The following is an 18,904-nucleotide window of genomic DNA, read 5'->3' as shown; positions in this document are numbered from 1 at the left end:
TTATTTCAATTAAAAATAACTTTACCTGTTTCATTACCTTTTAGTATAGTTACACCTATATCACTCCTACTATTTACAAAGGTTTTGATAAATTCTGTTAAATCATCCGTAATAGTAGTATTATAAGCAGTACCTTTACCGCTGTTAGTTACAGTAATTGTGAAACTAGCCTCATCATTACCCTGAACTATATTAGGTCCAAATACCTTATTTATGTCTATTTTAGGCTGATATATATCAACATAAACAGTATCAGAATTTAAGGTATTATTAGTCCAACTAATACTTGCATGATTACTGGTTGTTGCACTGTCTGCACCAGTTGGAATAACATTTTCATTATTAACAACAGTATAATATGCATTAACAATTAATTGGTTATTCTTAGCATAAGCAGGTACAAGGTCACCATTAAAGTCAATAGTCAAATAACTTTTTTCAGGATGAGTAGCACTTGAAGTATAAGTTACTGTATATGCATATTCAGGAACAGTAACACCATCACTGGTAGTTATTGTAAAGTTAGTATACTTAATTCCATATGACTCATCTTTAATAACTAAGTTTGGAACTCTTAAGTCTGGGAAGTTTACAGTTATTTTATAAATCCCCACTTCACCAACAAACAGTATTTCAGTATTGTCAGTAACATTAGATCCAATGAACTCTTTTGTAATGTTTAACCCTTTAGCTATAATAGTTGCATTATCCCTATACTTATCTTTGTTGGTTGCAAAGTTTGTACTATTAGGATATGCTGCAAAGTTTGTAATCCATACATTGTTAACAATACTTTCCTTTGGGATTAAATATTCACTAAACCTGACAGTATATATAATACTGCAGGAAGTGTTTTGAGCTAACTGAGCTATCATATATCCTTTTGTAAATAAGTCATCTTTAAATGCAGTAATATCAACAACAGTTCCGTTTGAGTAAACCAAACTAACAGATTTAACATCAGCTTTTGTAATTCCATTTGAAGTTGTTCTGTTAACAAAATCATCAGCTACAATTATATCATAAGCAGCAGAATGACCTGTGTTAGTTATAGTTATATTATATTCAACTTCAGTTGCATTTTCAATATTTTCTAAAATTTTTGTGTCATTTACATATTTTGTAATTTTTAATTCAGGTTCATTAGTAAGCATCAGTACAATATTTGAGCTTGCATATACAACATCAATGGAATCCTTAAACTTCATTTCAGCAAGATTAGCCAAATTAAGCTGGTCTGCCATAGGTTCTGAAGATACCTGAAATGTAAACCACAATCTAACATCAACAGGATGAGCCAGGTTATCTAATGTATTTCCAAAATTAAATGAAAGTGCATTATTAAAAGTATCTATACCAATTTTAGGAACAATAACCTTACCTGTATTTTCATCATATAAAAATCCGCTGTCATTTGCATAAGCCCAATATCCGCATTTAGGAATTACTCCAGTAGTGGAATTAACCAGATTAAATCCTTTTAAGTTAAATAATGGAATTGGTAAAAAGTCAGTGACAATAAAATCGTTTACAGAACCTGTAGGAAAATGAATATCCAATACAAAAGTTATATTCTGACCAGGATAAACTTTATAAAAGTCAGTATCATTTATGATTTCACCATCAACTGCAATAATATCTTTCTTAAGTGTAACACTTGGAACTCTTAATTGTGTGTAACTGTTATCAGAAACCGTATTAAATGTATTTAAAACAGTAGCTGATGTTTTAATATAATTAATAACCAAATCATTTGATACAACAGAAGATCCGTTTGAATAATGAATAATAACTTTTGCAACAAAATTTAAAGACCCTACCATTGCACCCTGATTAACGCTTCTATTTGTATAATATCCGCCTTTTAAGCTTGTACTTATATTGTTATCCTTTAAGAATTTTGAAATATAAAATGTAACTGATTCATCAATATCTCCTAAAGAAACAACACTGTAATAACTTTCATTTAATTCATATGTTTTTCCATAAATTGATAGGACAGGTTCATATTCAGTTAAGAATTTTTGAGCTGAACCTACTTTATGGGTGTCAAATTTATCATAAATTACCAAATCATCAAAAGCAAAGTAATCAGAAATCTCAAAATCAATTTTATACACAATTAAATTATGAGGAACAACAGGATGTAACTTACCTGATCCTGTTAAAATTTCTGAATATTTTTGAGTAGCTAATGATTTTAAATATATGCTATAACTATTTGAAGCATTGTAAGTATCATTAACATAAGTATAATTCATATCCACAGTACTTGCAGCAGCAACACATTCACCAGTTTCAGAATTGATAATGGTTATGTTGTCACCAGTACTGTTATCAAATTCCGGAGCATAAGCCTTATACTTTAAAGTGATACTTGTGGTGCTTAAATCTCCAACAGCTTCCTTTAATTTTAAAATTAGTTTTCCGCCTGTTTTATTACCAGCAGGTTCTTCAATAGTATATAAACCAGAGTCTATAACTCTTCCTTTAGAATCATATAAAACCGGACTTCCCAAATACATTACATCAGACGGAATTACATCTGTAATAGTAATATTTTCAATTTTTGCACCATTAGCTATGTTAATATTTACAGAATAGCTAAATGGGAAATTTGAACCTGTAGCAGTTTCATGTTCATTAAGACTTGAACTTTTATCTATTTTAACAACAACAGGATTTACCCATCCTGTAACAGTTTCTCCATAAATTGGAGGATAATTCACCGGATCATCAATAGGACTGTTCCCATATCTAAAAACAGGAGTAACAGTAAAATTAAGTAATTTTCCTATTTTCAATACTCCGATACCTGAAGTAATATTTAAAACCGCATCAGGAGCATTAACAGTAAAACTACCTAAAGGATACTGAAGAATATAAAAAGTACTGTTTGCCGGACCATGCACTTCTTTTTTAGTAAATGGATCCCTTAAGGTGTATAAACCCGTTGTATTGTCATAAGTACTTTCATTAAATATTCCAACTTTTATCGGGACTATCTTCCTATTAGAATATGAAACAGTAAAATGTGTTAGTTCTTTAGGAGCTATTAACTGAATATAAGGTTGGAATCCAGTAGCGTCCCCCAAATTCTTAAATACCATTTGGAAGTTGAATGATTCATTGATAAAAACATCTGCAGGATTATTAAAAGACATATTATTGCCATTTTCGCCTTTTAAAGTAATATCCGGAATAGACGTGTTATCATTTTCTACAATAGGACCTTCCCTAATCGGAACATCCCAAATAGAATTATCTCCAATAACAACTTCCTCACAGTTATTGCTTGTGATAAGTTTATCATAGGTTAAGCTAGCGTTTTCAACAGTAATTGTATCGTCAATAACTGCATTAACTCCGTTAATATCTGGAGAATCAGCTTCACCTGCACCATAAACTGAACCACAAAATATAAACAATAAACTAAGTATTGCTAATACTTTCAAATAATTCATTAATTACACCAATATAAAATTTTGTTTTGATAATTACGAATTATATATTACATCTTTATAGTATATATAATTTTATAATAACTTGCATATAAAAAAAGAAATTCGTTTAACAATTACTTAAAACATTAAACAAGTAGTATATAAATAATAGCAATAAGTGATGAAAAGAGAAGATAATAATGGTAAAGAGATATTACCATCATCCAATTAAATACAACAGGTGAATTTGATATTTAATTATTTTAAACAGCCATTAAATTAAATTAATTGATTTTTTTAACATAAATCATAAATCCATCCTCTTCAAAGCTAAATTCAAATTCTATATCCATTGAATTTGCCTCCATATAATAGATTTTTTTAAATGTTTAGATTTTTGTGAAACTTACAGCCAAACTGCCGCTGCAGTTTCACAGTAATTATTTAATAACTTTTTTTATTTATAGTTAACTGTACAAAAATTAAAGTTAATTTTAATTAATGTTCATTATTTTACATATTAAAATTAACATTTTAGTTATTCATTCATTTTATCCGGAACAGAAAATCCCGGAAGTTTAAAATGCCAAAACAATAAGTCAGTTACAATAACTTATAAAACAAAGCTGAATTAGCTAATTTTGAAAAATCAGAATTATTAATTATTAAAAATTATGTAAAGCCAAAAAATAATGCTTCAAACTATAAAACAGAAAGTTTAAAAAAATAAAATAAAAAAGAAAGACATTAAAGTCTTTGCTGTGTTTCATCCCAATCTTTGGATTTTGCAGGTAATTTCTTAAGTATAACAGTAAAGCCAATTAGAATAACAGTCAAAATAGCTAAAATACTTAATTCCACAAATGAACCGGAAGATATAACTCCAAACAGTCCTCCAATCCATACAAATCCTAAAACAATCGGAATAATATATTTAACTGCAACTATCCACCATTTGCCAATTTTTAAGGTTTTACTATTCTTATTAAGTGACGGGATGATTTTACCTGCATCAAATATCCATGCAAATAGTATACATTCACATATAACCCCAATCAGCAGAGCTATCTGATTTAAAAATGTATCGGCTATTCCCAGAATATATGAACCCATAGCCGTTGCATAAATCATTGAACAGGCTCCTCCAACAATACATAAAACAGTTACTGTTTTATTACGGGTCCAATCAAACTTATTCTGAATAGATACGGATACCGGTTCAAGCAATGCTAAAACACTTGTTATACCAGCTAAATATACTGTAAAGAAGAATAACGGTCCGATAATATTAGCTATGCCACCAAGCACATTAAATACTTCAGGATATACAATAAATACCAAACCGGTTCCCTGAGTTACCAAATCAGGCACTGCCACACCGCTTTGAAGTGACATATATCCGAGAATTGAAAACACACCAATAGCTGCAAAGTTTTCAAAACCGCAGTTTGCCACTGCAACATACAAAACATTTGAAACCAGATCAGAGTCATCCTGAGCATAGCTGGCATAGGTAAATGCAATACACATTCCCAAACTTAGGGAGAATATAATCTGACCAAATGCAGCCATCCAAATATTGAAGTCACCTAACAAACTCCAGTCAGGATTAAAGAGCTGTGAAAGTCCGATACCTGCTCCAGGTAATGTTAGAGAAAATATTACAATACCAATCATTATGATAAATAACAATGGCACTAATGCTTTTGAAACCCTGCCTATTCCGTCTTCCAGGTTTCTGTGTGAAATAAACCACAATATAAACCATCCTGCAAGAATTGATATAGCTATTATCGGCACAATCGTTGCAATACCGCTGACAGATTCTGTTGATTGCAAAAAGGTATTTGTAAAGTAATTGTTCGGATCTGCTCCCCATCCCTTAAATGCAGACAGGATTACATAAAATCCGTCCCATCCGAGAATTGAAATATAGTAAACCAGAATCATAAAAATAGCTACAGGTAAAAACCAGCCTAAATATTCCCATTTCTTTGAAATGCTTCTAATTGCCTTTGGAAAAGAAGATTTAAAATTATATCCTACGCCATATTCCAAAATCAGAAACGGAATACCTAAAATCAGTACTGCTGTAATATATGGAATGTAAAATGCTCCTCCACCATTGCTATAGAGAACATAAGGAAATCTCCAGATATTACCAAGTCCAACTGCAGAACCTATCATAGCCAGCAGAAATGAGATATTGCTTCCCCATTCATTTTTTTCATTTGCCATAATATCACATTCAATAAAAAATTAAAATAGGATTAAAGTCTCTGTTTGACTTCATCCCATTCCCCTGATTTTGCAGGCAGTTTAGTAAATATAAATGTGGCACCAAGTAATATTACTGTTAAAATAGCCAGAATAGCCAATTCCAACATGGATCCTGAGGAGATAACTTCCAAAATTCCTCCAACCCATACAATTGCAATGAAAATCGGCAATACATATTTAACTACAACAAGCCACCATTTACCTAATTTAATTGATTTGCTTTTTGCATTGAGTTTAGGAATAATGTTTTCTGCTTTAAATATCCAGGCAAATATAATACATTCAAATATAACACCAATTAAAATAGCTATCTGATTAACAAATGTATCGGCTATTCCCAGAATATATGAACCCATAGCCGTTGCATAAATCATTGAAACAGCTGCACCGAAGACGCATAAAATAGTCATGGTTTTATTACGTGACCATCCGAATTTGTTTTGGATGGAAAATGATAAAGGTTCAATTGTTGATAAAATACTTGTCAGACCGGCCAAATATACTGTAAAGAAGAATAGCGGTCCAATTACAGAAGCCCAATCACCAAGAACATTAAATACAGTAGGATATACAATAAATACCAATCCAGTTCCCTGAGTTACCAAATCAGGCACTGCCACACCGCTTTGAAGTGACATATATCCGAGAATTGAAAACACACCAATAGCTGCAAAGTTTTCAAAACCGCAGTTAGCTACAGTTACCCATAATGCATTGGAAACCAAATCTGAATCATCCTTGGTATAGCTTGCATAGGTAAATGCAATAGACATACCTAAACTTAATGAAAATATCATCTGACCAAATGCAGCCATCCAAATATTGAAGTTAAGCAACAGACTCCAGTCAGGATTGTACAGCTCTGCAAGTCCGATACCTGCTCCAGGTAATGTTAAAGAGAAAAGTACAATAAAAATCATTATAGCAAATAATAAAGGTACTAAAACTTTAGAAACCCTACCTAAACCTTTTTCCAAGTCAGTATGGGAAATGACCCACATTATAACCCATCCTACAAGCATTGCAATAGCTACAAAAGGCACAAAAGTACCAAGACCACCTAAAGTATCATTTGCCTGAAGGAAACTGCCTGTGAAATAGGCATTTGGATCAGCTCCCCAGCCTTTAAATGCTGAGATAATTACATAAAATCCGTCCCAACCAAGAATAGCTGAATAATAAATAAGAATCATGAAAACAGCTACTGGTAAAAACCAACCTAAATACTCCCATTTCTTTGAAATGCTTTTAACCGCTTTTGGAAAAGAAGATTTAAAATTATATCCGACACCATATTCCAAAATTAAAAAGGGAATCCCCATAATCAAAATTGCAACAATATATGGTATGAAAAATGCTCCACCACCATTACTGTACAAAACATAAGGATATCGCCAAATATTTCCAAGTCCAACTGCCGAACCTATCATAGCCAACAGAAATGACAGGTTACTTCCCCATTCGTTTTTATCTTTCGTTTTCGCCATAAAAAATCAACTGCGATAAAATTAAATTTATTGTTATTAATTCAACATTATTACTTTAGTAAAAAATACAATATTAATTATATACATTTAATTCAGAGATTAAGTGAATAAAAATTAGTTAAAATTTAAAATAAGTTGAATAAAATTTTATGAAAAAATAACAGATTATATAAAAAGAATTTGGAAAAATATGATTCTGGAAATTTTAATAAAAAAAGTTTAAGTTAATGATTAACTGCATAATGGATCGTCCCATTTGTAATACTCTATAAATGATTTTTTTGGAAGTTTAACATATTTTTTTAACATGTCCTGCCAAATTTTTTCAACTTCATCACTAGAAACATATTCTTTTTTAAAACAATCCAATAAAATAGTTGCAGTTGTAATATGGTGCAAATTATACTTCTTTACATATTTACAAATATCTCTAAAATTATTACTTGCAAGAATTCCATTATTAACTATTGCAAATGCTATAGAACTTAGTTCACCTTTACCTCCATCATCATCTTCAGTGATAAATGTAATATAATATTCCATAACTTCATCATCCACATCAATATCTTTAACAATGACAAAACCTTCATCTACCAAATTACTAAATCTTTCATATATACACTTTGGAGTTTTATCATTTAAAAATTCTATATTTACTTGTGCTGAAACAATTATGCTGGAAAATTCCTTTTTTAATAAATCAATTCTATCTACTACTAAAAAAGAAGACAAACAATCAGTATCATAAAAAACTGGTTTATTATTCATTTAAATCTTGTCTCCCACATTTGTTAAAAACCAGATCACCCCTGCAACCATCAAGTAATAATTCCCTCTTTTTACCATCAGAAAGTCCACCTAATTCATCAACATGATTAATCATCTTAAGATAATTGCCTAAAACAAAAGGAATATCCTCTTTAAAAGCAGGTTTATATAAATCATTCAAAAAACCTCTTTTTTTAGATTCATTACTTAAATTTATGTTATTATATTCATCTACTGAAAATCCTAATTTATTAATGCGAAATAAAAATGCTTGATGACTAATTTGAAAATATTGTTCAGCAGCAATAATATTATTCAAATTCCAATGATTAATCTCATTGATTTTCATGTATCTCCTTAATCCTTCATCAGTCATTAATAAAAATGATGCAAAAGAATCTGCTTCAACTTCAGAATCATTTTTATCATCATTACAAATAATAATATCCTTAATATCCTCAAATAATAAATGATATAATTCATGAGCTAATGTAAACTTTTGTCTACCTTTAGAATGATTTGAATTAATTCCAATAATAGGTATATTTTCTTCATTAATACACAAACCACTCGTATTTTTAGACATAGGATAAATCAATATTGATAATTTAGAAAATTTAGACAAAACAATTGAAAAAATATCTAAAGGCCCATAAGCATCAATTTCCCAATCTTTTCTTAAATCAACAGCCAAAGAATTTAATTCCAAATCAGATTTCAAGTTAACCCCCCAATTCTTTTTGTTTTTTATGTAAATATTTCAAATTTTTATATAGCTTATTTATTGATGCAATACATTTTAAATCCGCAACATCAATCTTTTTACTACGAAATGCATAAGACTTTGGATGAAAGCTATCATCTAAACCCAAAAGATACTGTTCACTACATCCAAATAATGCACAAAGTTTATCTAAAATTGTTAAAGACATTGGTCTTTTTCCAGCAGCTATTTGAGATAAATATGGTTGAGATATGTCTAAATATTCTGCTAAATTTTTTTGACTTACTCCCATATTCTCCCTTAAAAATTCCATCCTTTCTCCAACAATTTTATTATCAACCACCATATTTATGCCTCCTATAAATATCTAATAATATTTTGTAATAAAAATAATATAAATTTTTTTATTTTTTATTGCAAAAAATATTAAAAAGAATAAAAAATAGTTAAATTACAGATAACAAATTTAAATTAAACTAAATTTATAAATAATACCTATAATATTTAATTAAAATCAAAAATATATTTTTGATAAAGATATTGCTGAATAAATAATAAAATATTACTCAAAATTCATTATCCTAACTTAAATAATTTTATTTGCAGTTAAACCTATCTAAATTTCCATCTAAACATTCCTCAAGATTTATTTTTAAAATATATATCATCACACTAAACATTTTAATATTAAGTTCAATAAGTATATATAGTTTGTTTAAGTGATTTTGAAAAATTGATACGAAATAATAAAATTGTAGTGATTTAAAAAAAAAGATAGGTTAATCAAAAAACCATGCCCTAATAGACATTCGTAACCGCTGCAATAATTAACAAAAGCATATTCAAATAATATATCTCACCAATTAATCCAGAAAAACATTTATCGCAAACATCCAATCGGTATAACTTTTACACCGTCATCTCTAGTGTATGCCATTTCACCACCAGTTATAACAGCTAAAAAACTTGGTTCTTCCAAATCAATTTTTTTGTTTTTAACACTATTTTTAATTAATTTTTTTAATTTAAGTAAATTTTCTGCTCCCTTATCAATTTCCCTGTTTCCTAATTTAAATTCTATTAATGCATATCTTCCATCACTTAAATATACTACACAATTCGCTTCAAGACCGCTGTCATCATTGTAATACAATACTTCTCCATTAACTGAACTTGAATAAACCAATAAATCACGTATGCATAAGTTTTCAAATATGAATCCAAAGGTTTCAAAGTCCTTTAATAATTTTTCAGGAGTTAAATTAAGACTTGCTACAGCTATTGATGGATCTATGAATTCCTTTTTGCAGGATTTTCTAATGGTATTTGCTGGTCTGATATTTGGTGACCATCCATGAATATTTTGAATAATATATAATCTTTCAAGAGCATCAATATACGAATTATATGTAGGTGCTGATATATCCCCATACTCTGTTTTTATATCTTTCATAAGTGTTTTTTTAGTTGCCAGTGTTGAAATATTTCTGGAATAAGATTTTAAAATAGCTTTTACCTTTTGAGGATTTCGTCTAACTCCGTCTATCTTGGAAACATCACTATTGCATATTATATCAATATAATTTGCTACAATAGCTAATTGCTGTTTTTTTGTTTTTTTGTTTAGTGACTCCGGCCAGCCACCTCTGCAGGCAGCAAATATCAAATCAGATATTGATAAATTTGAAGTTATGCCGTCGATGTTTAAATCTTCATCATTAAATAAATCCATCAGTGATATTGCTCCCGTAGATTCGCCGCTTTCATATAAACTCATTGGTCGCATTACGATTCTTTTTATTCTGCCTGCTCCTGAATGCATAATTTTACTTTCATCAACTATTGTTGAACCTGTTAGAATATAAAGTCCGTCTTCATCTGATTCATCTACCAAATATCTTACTGCATCCCACAGTTCCGGTGCCATTTGCCATTCATCAATTAGCATCGGTTTTTCACCTTTTAATAATTCTATAGGATTTGTGTCTGCAAGTTTTAAATAAGATTTTCCATAAACAGGATGCTGTAACTCTTTTAAGCTATTACATTGCTGTTTAGCTGTTGTAGTCTTTCCACACCACTTTGGACCAGTTATTAATACTGCACCCATGTATTCTAACGATTCTTTTAATTCGTAATCAGTGTATCTCGGCAGATATTTTTTCATGACAATCCCTTTTTTATACTTTTCATCTAATTTATTTTATACTTTTCATTAGATTTATTTTATACTTTTCATCAATACACATTAAAACTGTGAAACTTATGACGATTTAAAATAAGCAATTTGCCCAATAAAATCATTTTCGGCAAAATATAAGGCTATATAAAAGTTTTTAGCTAATTTAAAAGATAGAATCAATCAGAAAAATGAATCAACCCACATACCTACATGTTCGGTAACATGGCCTTCAATAAGTGCTGCAATAATCAGCAGAAAACAGGAAAATACCATAAGAACAATGGACTGTTTTAAATAAATCCTATTTAACTTCCATGAATTTTTAGCCCTTAATTTAAAACCGGGAACATCATTTCTGGTAGTGTCAATTGTTTTTAAAAATCTCCAGATAAACAAAAACAGCAAAACACCTGCTACTGATTCAAAAATCAAAGCAGGAATTTCAAATATTCCATGAGGAACAATTAAAGCAATAAACATCAGACTCATGCGAAAAGGATCCATACTTACTACTTTTCCGCCAACAATACCTATAGCCATTCCATTAACAATAACACTGACAAATGACATTATTCCAAAGAAAACAGATGAAAAATATGTTGTAAGACCTGCAGTTTCATTGTTAATAAACAGTTCCAAAGCAGGATCCATTGTAAACTCCCTTGACATCTCTGCTTTAATTTCACCTAAAAACGGATTTAAAATTTCAAGTAACTGAGCATGAAAAATCCAGGCCAGAACCGCTGAAATAACATATAATGAAAACATCAAACAAATCAGACGCCTATTATCTGCAATGGAACTTTTAACTTCCCTTTTAGCTATTGAAAAATATCTGTTCATATTATGATATTTATTTGGTGGTGTTAATGTAGTTTTAGTTCATCAACATATTACCAAACCTGCATATGATTAGATAATGTAAAATTCTGATATCTGCACATAGAAAAATATCTGTTTTGGAAAAATAGCATTATAACAAAAGAAAATTAAATAGAATAAACTATTAATCTGTGTGGTTATCGTTAACAAACAAAAAAAAAGCACAAAATAAATTATAAATTATTATACAACATTACTGCACCAAAACATCCAAATTACCTAATTTATGAAATCACCAGAAAAATTTACTGATTTTTTATAATGTATTGCATATTAAAGGATTTTATGAAAATAAAAAGGTAAAATATATTAAGTAATAGTAAAATATATACAATTGAAGTTAAATTCTGAACTGCTTCAAAAAAATATTTTATAAAAGCTTTGTATTGATTAGGTGGATAATTGTGCAGGAAAATTCTTCCACTTTTTCCATGTTGGATGGGGTTTTGTAAAAATGATAGGTTGTGTAGCCCCATCCACTTATTCTTTTTTTATGGATCAGCTAATTGATAGTGAGTTTTTTTACTTATTTGAGAATTTATATAATTTATCAACTGAAAGCTAAAAAAAAGTCTGAAAAATCCTGTTTTGTTTAATATTATTGCCAATAAATATATAATTTAATAAATAATTTTATTTTTCTTATTTTAATACTAAACAGTTCTTTATTTTATTTATACTTATTCATAAATGTTTATTTTTAATTTTTGCCGAAATTTCATTTTTAACACTTGTTAACCAATTTTATTTTTATGAAAATTAAAAAATTAATTAAATAATATCTTTAACTATTTTTATCCCTGATTAACTATTTTTAATTCAATATCATCGATAAATTCTTTAACATTGACAATATTTTTAAATATTAATTTACCCTCAATATCATTTAAAATATTATTATCATGCGTATAAGTATAATTATTCCTAACATGATTAAATTTAGAAAATAATGATATATTTGACTTCAATATAGATTTAGTCATCTCCGAATCTATAAATTCATCAATACACTTTAAATATTTCTTTAATACAGCATCTAATTTAATTTTTTCTTCAATTTCCACGCCATGTCTTAAACATAGCTCTTTTATATATTTAATCATTAGTGTGTGTAATCTATCTAATGCAAAAACAGGTTTTCCTTCAGATATAGAATTATTTATATCATTTATTAAATCATCAATATTATTATCTGATGTATTATTAACAATATAATTATTATCATTAAGATTGCTCATAATATTATTTATTTCTTCTTTAGATACATCAGTAAAATTAGTTAAAATATACTCAATCATTTTACAAGCTTCATTTTTATCAACATGAAGAGCATCTGAAAGAGTTTCTATAACACAAAATTCATAATCACTATCCCCCCAATATTGACTTCTTACTAACCTGTTCTCTTCTAACAAACATTCAAAATCAAATGCTTCTAAAATATTTGTCCAACTAATATTATTTTCATTATTACTTTCATTATCTACAATTATTCTTCCAATATCAATAGAACATAATTTTAAATTATCAACCATATTCTCACCAAGTACTATATAACTTTCATTATCAACTAAAAAAATTACTTAAAATTAAATTTACCCTCATTTATCTTATCTGACAACCACTTCATTGATAAAAAACATGCCTTAATTTTGCTATTATAATCTTGAATTACATCTTTAGGATAAATTTCACCATTTTTAGCATGCCCACTACTATTTCTATCATCATTTAACTGCAATAATGGATCAATAATAACATTAGCAGTATTCTCATCATATAATTTTATTATACATTTTTTTAGTTGTTTTAATGATCTTAATTTCTCATCATAACAATCTAAGTTTTTTGCAATTTTATCAATATTTTTCCCACAAAATCCCTCAACAACAATTTGATGTAATTTTTTAACTTCAAAATCCCAATTTTCTTTAGTAGGATGTTTAATATAGTGTAAATTGCCCAATTTTCGTATATTTCCTTTATTTTTTTCAACCCAAATTTTTATTTCAACTTCACCTATATAACATGAAGGAAAATCTGATAAACACTGTTTAAGTGAAATTAATGGGTCTAAAACATCATCCCATTCCCCTAAAAAATCAGTTTTAAATATATGCTCTGCAATATTAGATTTAGGTTCCACATTAAAAGACTTCCAATATATCTGCTCAAACTCAGGTAATTTTCCCAAATCCCTAATATATACAATAACTTGAGTTTTATCATCAGACATCGAATATCTTAATGACCAAATACCTTTACACTCAATATATCTATTATCCACATCATATTTTTCACTATCATTATATTTATTAAAAACTTCCGTTCTAAAAAATACTGGACTAATCTCAGGAACTCCATCAAATTTATTAACAATATTGCCCAATTTACTAGGGTCACATGAATTAGTTACTACACTGCCTAATCTTAAATCTAATACTTTAAATTCTTGGTAATTAACCTCATCATAATTATTCTTAAATTCAGAAATAGGCTTTATAATCTGAAATCCCCTAATTTCTTTAAGAGTAATCATATCATCCTTAGAATGTTGAACAACATTTTTATAATAAATATCTTTATCATCTAATCGAATAATTTCTTCTGAAGAATTCCATGGATTTGCTTTATCTAAAATATAGATATCAAAAAATCTCACTAAAACAGAATTAGAAATATGTAAATATTTATCTAATTCCTTCTTATCTAATAAACATAATGTAAGATTATCTTTTTTTATTATTGAAGAGTGTTCGCCAAAATTGATTTTTGATTTTTCGTCAAATAATTTTTTAGCCTAATTTTTATTATTTTTCTTATATTATTGTAAATTTTTATTTATTTCATTTTATTCTATTTAATTATTTTATAAATTGATATTTAAGTTTATTTGATTTTTATTTTTTGTTTTAAATGATTTTAAGATAGTTAAATTTATATACTTGATTGTACATATTTTATATTAAGTATAAGTTATTTTGGTGTTGTTATTTATGGTTAAAAGAAAGTTTGATAAGAATCAAGCAAAACTAGGTATAAAGACACTTGATTGGAATGTTCCAGCCAATCATATTTCTCGTTTTGTCGTAGAATTTGTTGAAGAAGTTTTTCCACTTTTAAATATCAAAGAGCCTAAGAAAAAGAAAGGAAGAGGCTCCCTTCCAGTAGATTCAATGCTAAAATTACTTATTTATGCTAAAATACAACATATCGACCGAACATCAATAATCGCAGACATGGCAAGATACCATGACATATTTAAATACGTGTGTGATGATATTCGACCTTCTGAAAGATCAATACAAAGATACAGAAGAGAATACGGTCATTATTTTGAAGTATTATTGCAAATGACCTTAAAAAAGGCCTTTGATGAAGGATTCACTGAATTTAATCACGTTGCCATTGATGGAACCATCAAAAAAGCATACAATTCCAACAACAACACCATCACCAAAAAAGAAACACAAATATTGGTCGATTACTACGAAGGACGACCAATTGACCCAGAATCTCTTGAAAAACTCCATAAACCAGCCCAAAGATTACTCGAAAAGAAAGACATGGATGACGAAGACAAATTAGAACTATTATATGGAATAGAAACACAATTCACATTCACAGGACAAGACAGAATACCAGTAAACGATATTGAAGCAAGATTTATGAAAGGAAAGAAAGGAAACTACATGGTTGCCTATAATATCCAATCTGCATTCGATTACGATACCAAATTAATCTGTGCAATAAACGTCACACAAAATCCTACAGACCATTATGAACTACCAAATATCGCAGAAAGAGCAATACGAAACATTAACACCAAACCAAAATACATAAGTGCAGACACAATCTACTTAAACCAAATAAGTCTATCATACTTGGCGGATAAAAAAATAGATGGATTAATACCAAATAGAAAACAATCCAAAGAAAAAATAGGAAAATTAAACCCAAATCCATATCATAAAGACCATTTTGAATATGATTATGAATTAGACGCATTCAAATGCCCAGAAGGAAACTACTTACACTTTTTTGCAAAATATATAGAACCACACAAAGACCCAGAAAAACCAGACAAAATAAAAAGACTCTACAATAATTATGAAGCATGTAAACACTGTCCTGCAAGAAATAAATGCTGTTCATCCTCACAAACACACAAAACCATCACAGAATACGGTTCAGAAATGCAAAAAGCAATGAACCAAAAAATGGAAAAACAAGAATATAAAGACGAATATGCCAAAAGATCAAGTGTTGAAGGACCATTTGGAATATTCAAAGAACAATTCCAAATAGAAAAAGAAGTAGTCATCGGAATGGTAAAAACAGAAGAAAGAATAAACTTAGACGCACTAGCATACAATTTAATACGATTATATAATATTAAACAAGAAATAGAAAACACAACCGAAGATTTAGAAGATTTCTGCGAAAGCACATCCATTAAAAATCAATTAAAACTCGATGTAACAATATTTTAAAAAAATCAACAAGTCAACCAAAATTTAATTTTGGCGGACACCCTGAAGCTACTTCCATTATGTCACCATATTCATCCATTCTGTAAAATTGATTTTTATTATTTAACTCTGCAACACCTAATCTATGTGAAATTTTTTGATTAAACTCAATTATGGACTTCGTATCATTAAAAACATACCTCTCAAGAAATAATGGTGTTGCATCTTTCAAAATTTTTCTAGGACTATATGAATCACACGGATTAGATAGTTTATACTCTTCCTTAGAAGACACAGAATAACCATAAGAAGATACTCTAAAATTCCAATCCAATAACTCCTCAACAAAATCATTTTCCAAAAAATCTTTTGAAACAATTAATGAATTTAAAAAAATGCCATCATCATATAAAATTATTGGAACTGATTCAAATTGAGAATTTATTAAAAATTCCAAAATATCTTCAAAACAATATTCATCAGCTAAATTGCAATTTTCATGAAAATTTTTTATAATATTTTTAATTTCATTTAACTTCATAATATCAGAATTAATACTAAATCAATACCTACAAATTAATTAAATTTTCATTAATGGCAAAACAATAATCTTATCCAACTATATTTTTATTATTATCACCATACTTTATGTTATCATATATAAATAAAATTATTTAAAGGGGAGTGCTCTATAATAGATGTTTAATTTTTGGCTTTGTAGAAATCATGATTTTTATTGAATTTGTGTTATATTTCTTTATATGTCTTATACAGGTATTACAAATTTTGTGTCGAATTTTGGATTTCTTTAAGCTGTAAAATGAAATATTAATCTTGTTTCTACATCAATGAAATATGGTTTTTTACATGATTTTTTCGTTGTTTATGTCTTATTATTGTGTAATATTTGTCTTTATAATCGTTAATGAATCCACTGCCATCTAAAACAATTATTTTTCCATTAATTTTATTATCATTTAATATTTCATCATTTAATTCATGTAATATTGATGTTGGTAGTCTTTGAAAGAATTTCTGGAGTGTTATGTAATGTAGAATCTTTTTTAAGTGCAAATATTTCTGTATTTTATCAGATAATTCTAATAAATCAATTATTTGGCCATGTGTGATTCGTGTGTAGAATTTCATGACTAAAAGTGTGAATAATGCTAGTTGTGTAAAATTATGCTTTGAAAAATCGCTTGAATATTTATTTAACACAATTTTTGAGTATTTAAACACCTATTTAATAAATTTTAACAGTTATTTGGTTTTATATCTTTATTTATTTCTTTAATTTTTTTGAGTCCGTAAAATTTTATAGGTTTATTTGATTTTGAATTTTTATACAGATGAAATTTCACTCTAACTTTTCTTCAATTTTAATATAAATGATTTAAAAATAGTAAATTACTTTAATAAGTGAGTACAAATAATGTTTTATAACCAAACAAAACAAATCTGTCCTCAATAGTAATATAGGCTTCATACAACTTAAACTTTATGATTTTTCTGATGAAAAAATTAATCCAGAAAAAATCATTTCAAAAAGATTGAATAAAACACCTAATTTTGAAAATACTAATCATAAACTATTTTTAGATGAAAATAATACTTTTAAATATGATAATCATATTTATCCAGTTTGTGGAAGCCATAAAATAATCAAAAAAGGCACAATAAAAAAACAACAGAATTCAAAGAACAACAATATCAATGCAAAAATGTGGGAAAAAATTTGGAATATACAATAATCCATTAATTGGTAAAAATAAACAATTCTTACAAGAAATAATGGATAAAATTTCAGGAATAATAAAAATAGGATATCAATCACTTCGTAAAAATAAGTAAATACTTTGAAATATTCCTTAGAATCAAAATATATCATCAAACAAGAACTGATTCCAACAAAAATCACGAAAAAACAATCAACAATAAAAAAAAAATTTGAATATTCCAGTTATTATTTGTATGATGAGCAATTTTTAAGACTTAATAGAACTAGACACTATAGATTAACTTTATTTGATGCAATACTCAATATTCCCGTCTCAGAACGAATAATATGTCGCAGAATACCAAAAAATACGAAAAAATTTATCTTAGATTCAACAGAAAATAAACCATTCATTTGCCTAACAACCGATTTATTCCCAATGTATCGTAATGTAGCAGATGAAAATAGGAGTAAAACATCAATTGTGCATATTTCATTTGTTTTAAACAATGAATCATAAATTAAAAGTATATTGTAGAAGAAACAAGATTAATATAAAAACAAATATACCATATTTTACGAAAATACACAAGAATTAAAAAACTGTTTCAGATAAAACTCAAAAAAAGAAGCAATAGAACAATTTAAACAATATTTACAAAAATATACAGCCATACCAGTTGTTTTAAAAGATTTCATAATAAAACACATCATAAATCACTTCCACATATACATAGAACATCTTGATGATGAAAATAAAGAAAAAACATCAAATAAAATTGAAAATTACTACAGACAAACCAATCCAGAAAAAATAAAGAAAATATACAAAACCAAAAATGGAATTCCAACATTTTTAGACTATCAAATGCAAAATTGGACTAAAAAACACATTAAAATCAAATAAACCTATAAAATTTTACAGACTCTTTAATTGAAGATTTCT

General features: G+C 27.9%; 12 protein-coding genes and 1 pseudogene. 2 read left to right on the top strand and 11 right to left on the bottom strand.

Annotation, left to right across the window (positions count from 1 at the left end):
* Window positions 1-5 precede the first annotated feature (5 nt).
* From MSM_RS09430 to MSM_RS07635, 10 genes are all read right to left on the bottom strand, one after another.
* A complete protein-coding gene (locus tag MSM_RS09430) occupies window positions 6-3,464 on the bottom strand; it encodes a hypothetical protein (RefSeq protein ID WP_011954575.1) in 3,459 nt (1,152 codons plus the stop codon).
* A gap of 726 nt (window positions 3,465-4,190) precedes the next feature.
* Entirely contained in the window at window positions 4,191-5,681 is a 1,491-nt protein-coding gene (locus MSM_RS07675; protein ID WP_011954574.1) for a sodium-dependent transporter, read from the bottom strand.
* Between the two features lie 32 nt (window positions 5,682-5,713).
* Window positions 5,714-7,210 (bottom strand): sodium-dependent transporter, encoded by a 1,497-nt coding sequence (locus MSM_RS07670; protein WP_004035302.1) that lies wholly within the window; start codon window positions 7,208-7,210, stop codon window positions 5,714-5,716.
* Window positions 7,211-7,441: 231 nt separating this feature from the next.
* Window positions 7,442-7,978: a nucleic acid-binding protein gene (locus MSM_RS07665; protein ID WP_011954573.1), complete on the bottom strand. Its 537-nt coding sequence runs from the start codon at window positions 7,976-7,978 to the stop codon at window positions 7,442-7,444.
* Complete coding sequence (locus MSM_RS07660; protein WP_011954572.1) at window positions 7,971-8,699, bottom strand: ImmA/IrrE family metallo-endopeptidase; 729 nt, start codon at window positions 8,697-8,699, stop codon at window positions 7,971-7,973. Before MSM_RS07660 ends, MSM_RS07665 begins: the two co-directional genes overlap by 8 nt.
* A gap of 1 nt (window position 8,700) precedes the next feature.
* Window positions 8,701-9,048: a helix-turn-helix domain-containing protein gene (locus MSM_RS07655; RefSeq protein WP_011954571.1), complete on the bottom strand. Its 348-nt coding sequence runs from the start codon at window positions 9,046-9,048 to the stop codon at window positions 8,701-8,703.
* A 534-nt stretch (window positions 9,049-9,582) separates the two neighbouring features.
* Window positions 9,583-10,869, bottom strand: coding sequence for an ATP-binding protein (locus MSM_RS07650; RefSeq protein ID WP_011954570.1), 1,287 nt, complete (start codon window positions 10,867-10,869; stop codon window positions 9,583-9,585).
* Window positions 10,870-11,064: 195 nt separating this feature from the next.
* Window positions 11,065-11,727 (bottom strand): stage II sporulation protein M, encoded by a 663-nt coding sequence (locus MSM_RS07645; protein WP_004033449.1) that lies wholly within the window; start codon window positions 11,725-11,727, stop codon window positions 11,065-11,067.
* An 833-nt stretch (window positions 11,728-12,560) separates the two neighbouring features.
* Window positions 12,561-13,301: an abortive infection family protein gene (locus tag MSM_RS08985; RefSeq protein ID WP_011954569.1), complete on the bottom strand. Its 741-nt coding sequence runs from the start codon at window positions 13,299-13,301 to the stop codon at window positions 12,561-12,563.
* A gap of 44 nt (window positions 13,302-13,345) precedes the next feature.
* Entirely contained in the window at window positions 13,346-14,428 is a 1,083-nt protein-coding gene (locus MSM_RS07635) for a hypothetical protein (RefSeq protein ID WP_011954568.1), read from the bottom strand.
* 334 nt (window positions 14,429-14,762) lie between these two features.
* Here MSM_RS07635 and MSM_RS07630 point away from each other — a divergent pair, with 334 nt between their 5' ends.
* On the top strand, window positions 14,763-16,259 hold the full coding sequence (locus tag MSM_RS07630; RefSeq protein WP_011954567.1) for a transposase: 1,497 nt from the start codon (window positions 14,763-14,765) through the stop codon (window positions 16,257-16,259).
* A gap of 13 nt (window positions 16,260-16,272) precedes the next feature.
* On the opposite strand, the gene MSM_RS07625 is transcribed toward MSM_RS07630, so the two are convergent.
* Window positions 16,273-16,779, bottom strand: coding sequence for a hypothetical protein (locus MSM_RS07625; protein WP_011954566.1), 507 nt, complete (start codon window positions 16,777-16,779; stop codon window positions 16,273-16,275).
* A 901-nt stretch (window positions 16,780-17,680) separates the two neighbouring features.
* Here MSM_RS07625 and MSM_RS09090 point away from each other — a divergent pair.
* Window positions 17,681-18,865: pseudogene (locus MSM_RS09090) on the top strand (ISNCY-like element ISM1 family transposase).
* Window positions 18,866-18,904 lie beyond the last annotated feature (39 nt).

This window comes from Methanobrevibacter smithii ATCC 35061 (assembly GCF_000016525.1).
GTDB classification, from domain to species: domain Archaea; phylum Methanobacteriota; class Methanobacteria; order Methanobacteriales; family Methanobacteriaceae; genus Methanocatella; species Methanocatella smithii.
This window is presented reverse-complemented; position numbering and strand designations above follow the sequence as displayed.

Excerpts from the sequence above, each read along its gene's own strand:
- MSM_RS09430 (WP_011954575.1), bottom strand. The coding sequence starts at position 3,464 with ATGAATTATTTGAAAGTATTAGCAATACTTAGTTTATTGTTTATATTT.
- MSM_RS07675 (WP_011954574.1), bottom strand. The coding sequence starts at position 5,681 with ATGGCAAATGAAAAAAATGAATGGGGAAGCAATATCTCATTTCTGCTG.
- MSM_RS07670 (WP_004035302.1), bottom strand. The coding sequence starts at position 7,210 with ATGGCGAAAACGAAAGATAAAAACGAATGGGGAAGTAACCTGTCATTT.
- MSM_RS07665 (WP_011954573.1), bottom strand. The coding sequence starts at position 7,978 with ATGAATAATAAACCAGTTTTTTATGATACTGATTGTTTGTCTTCTTTT.
- MSM_RS07655 (WP_011954571.1), bottom strand. The coding sequence starts at position 9,048 with ATGGTGGTTGATAATAAAATTGTTGGAGAAAGGATGGAATTTTTAAGG.
- MSM_RS07650 (WP_011954570.1), bottom strand. The coding sequence starts at position 10,869 with ATGAAAAAATATCTGCCGAGATACACTGATTACGAATTAAAAGAATCG.
- MSM_RS07645 (WP_004033449.1), bottom strand. The coding sequence starts at position 11,727 with ATGAACAGATATTTTTCAATAGCTAAAAGGGAAGTTAAAAGTTCCATT.
- MSM_RS08985 (WP_011954569.1), bottom strand. The coding sequence starts at position 13,301 with ATGGTTGATAATTTAAAATTATGTTCTATTGATATTGGAAGAATAATT.
- MSM_RS07630 (WP_011954567.1), top strand. The coding sequence starts at position 14,763 with ATGGTTAAAAGAAAGTTTGATAAGAATCAAGCAAAACTAGGTATAAAG.
- MSM_RS07625 (WP_011954566.1), bottom strand. The coding sequence starts at position 16,779 with ATGAAGTTAAATGAAATTAAAAATATTATAAAAAATTTTCATGAAAAT.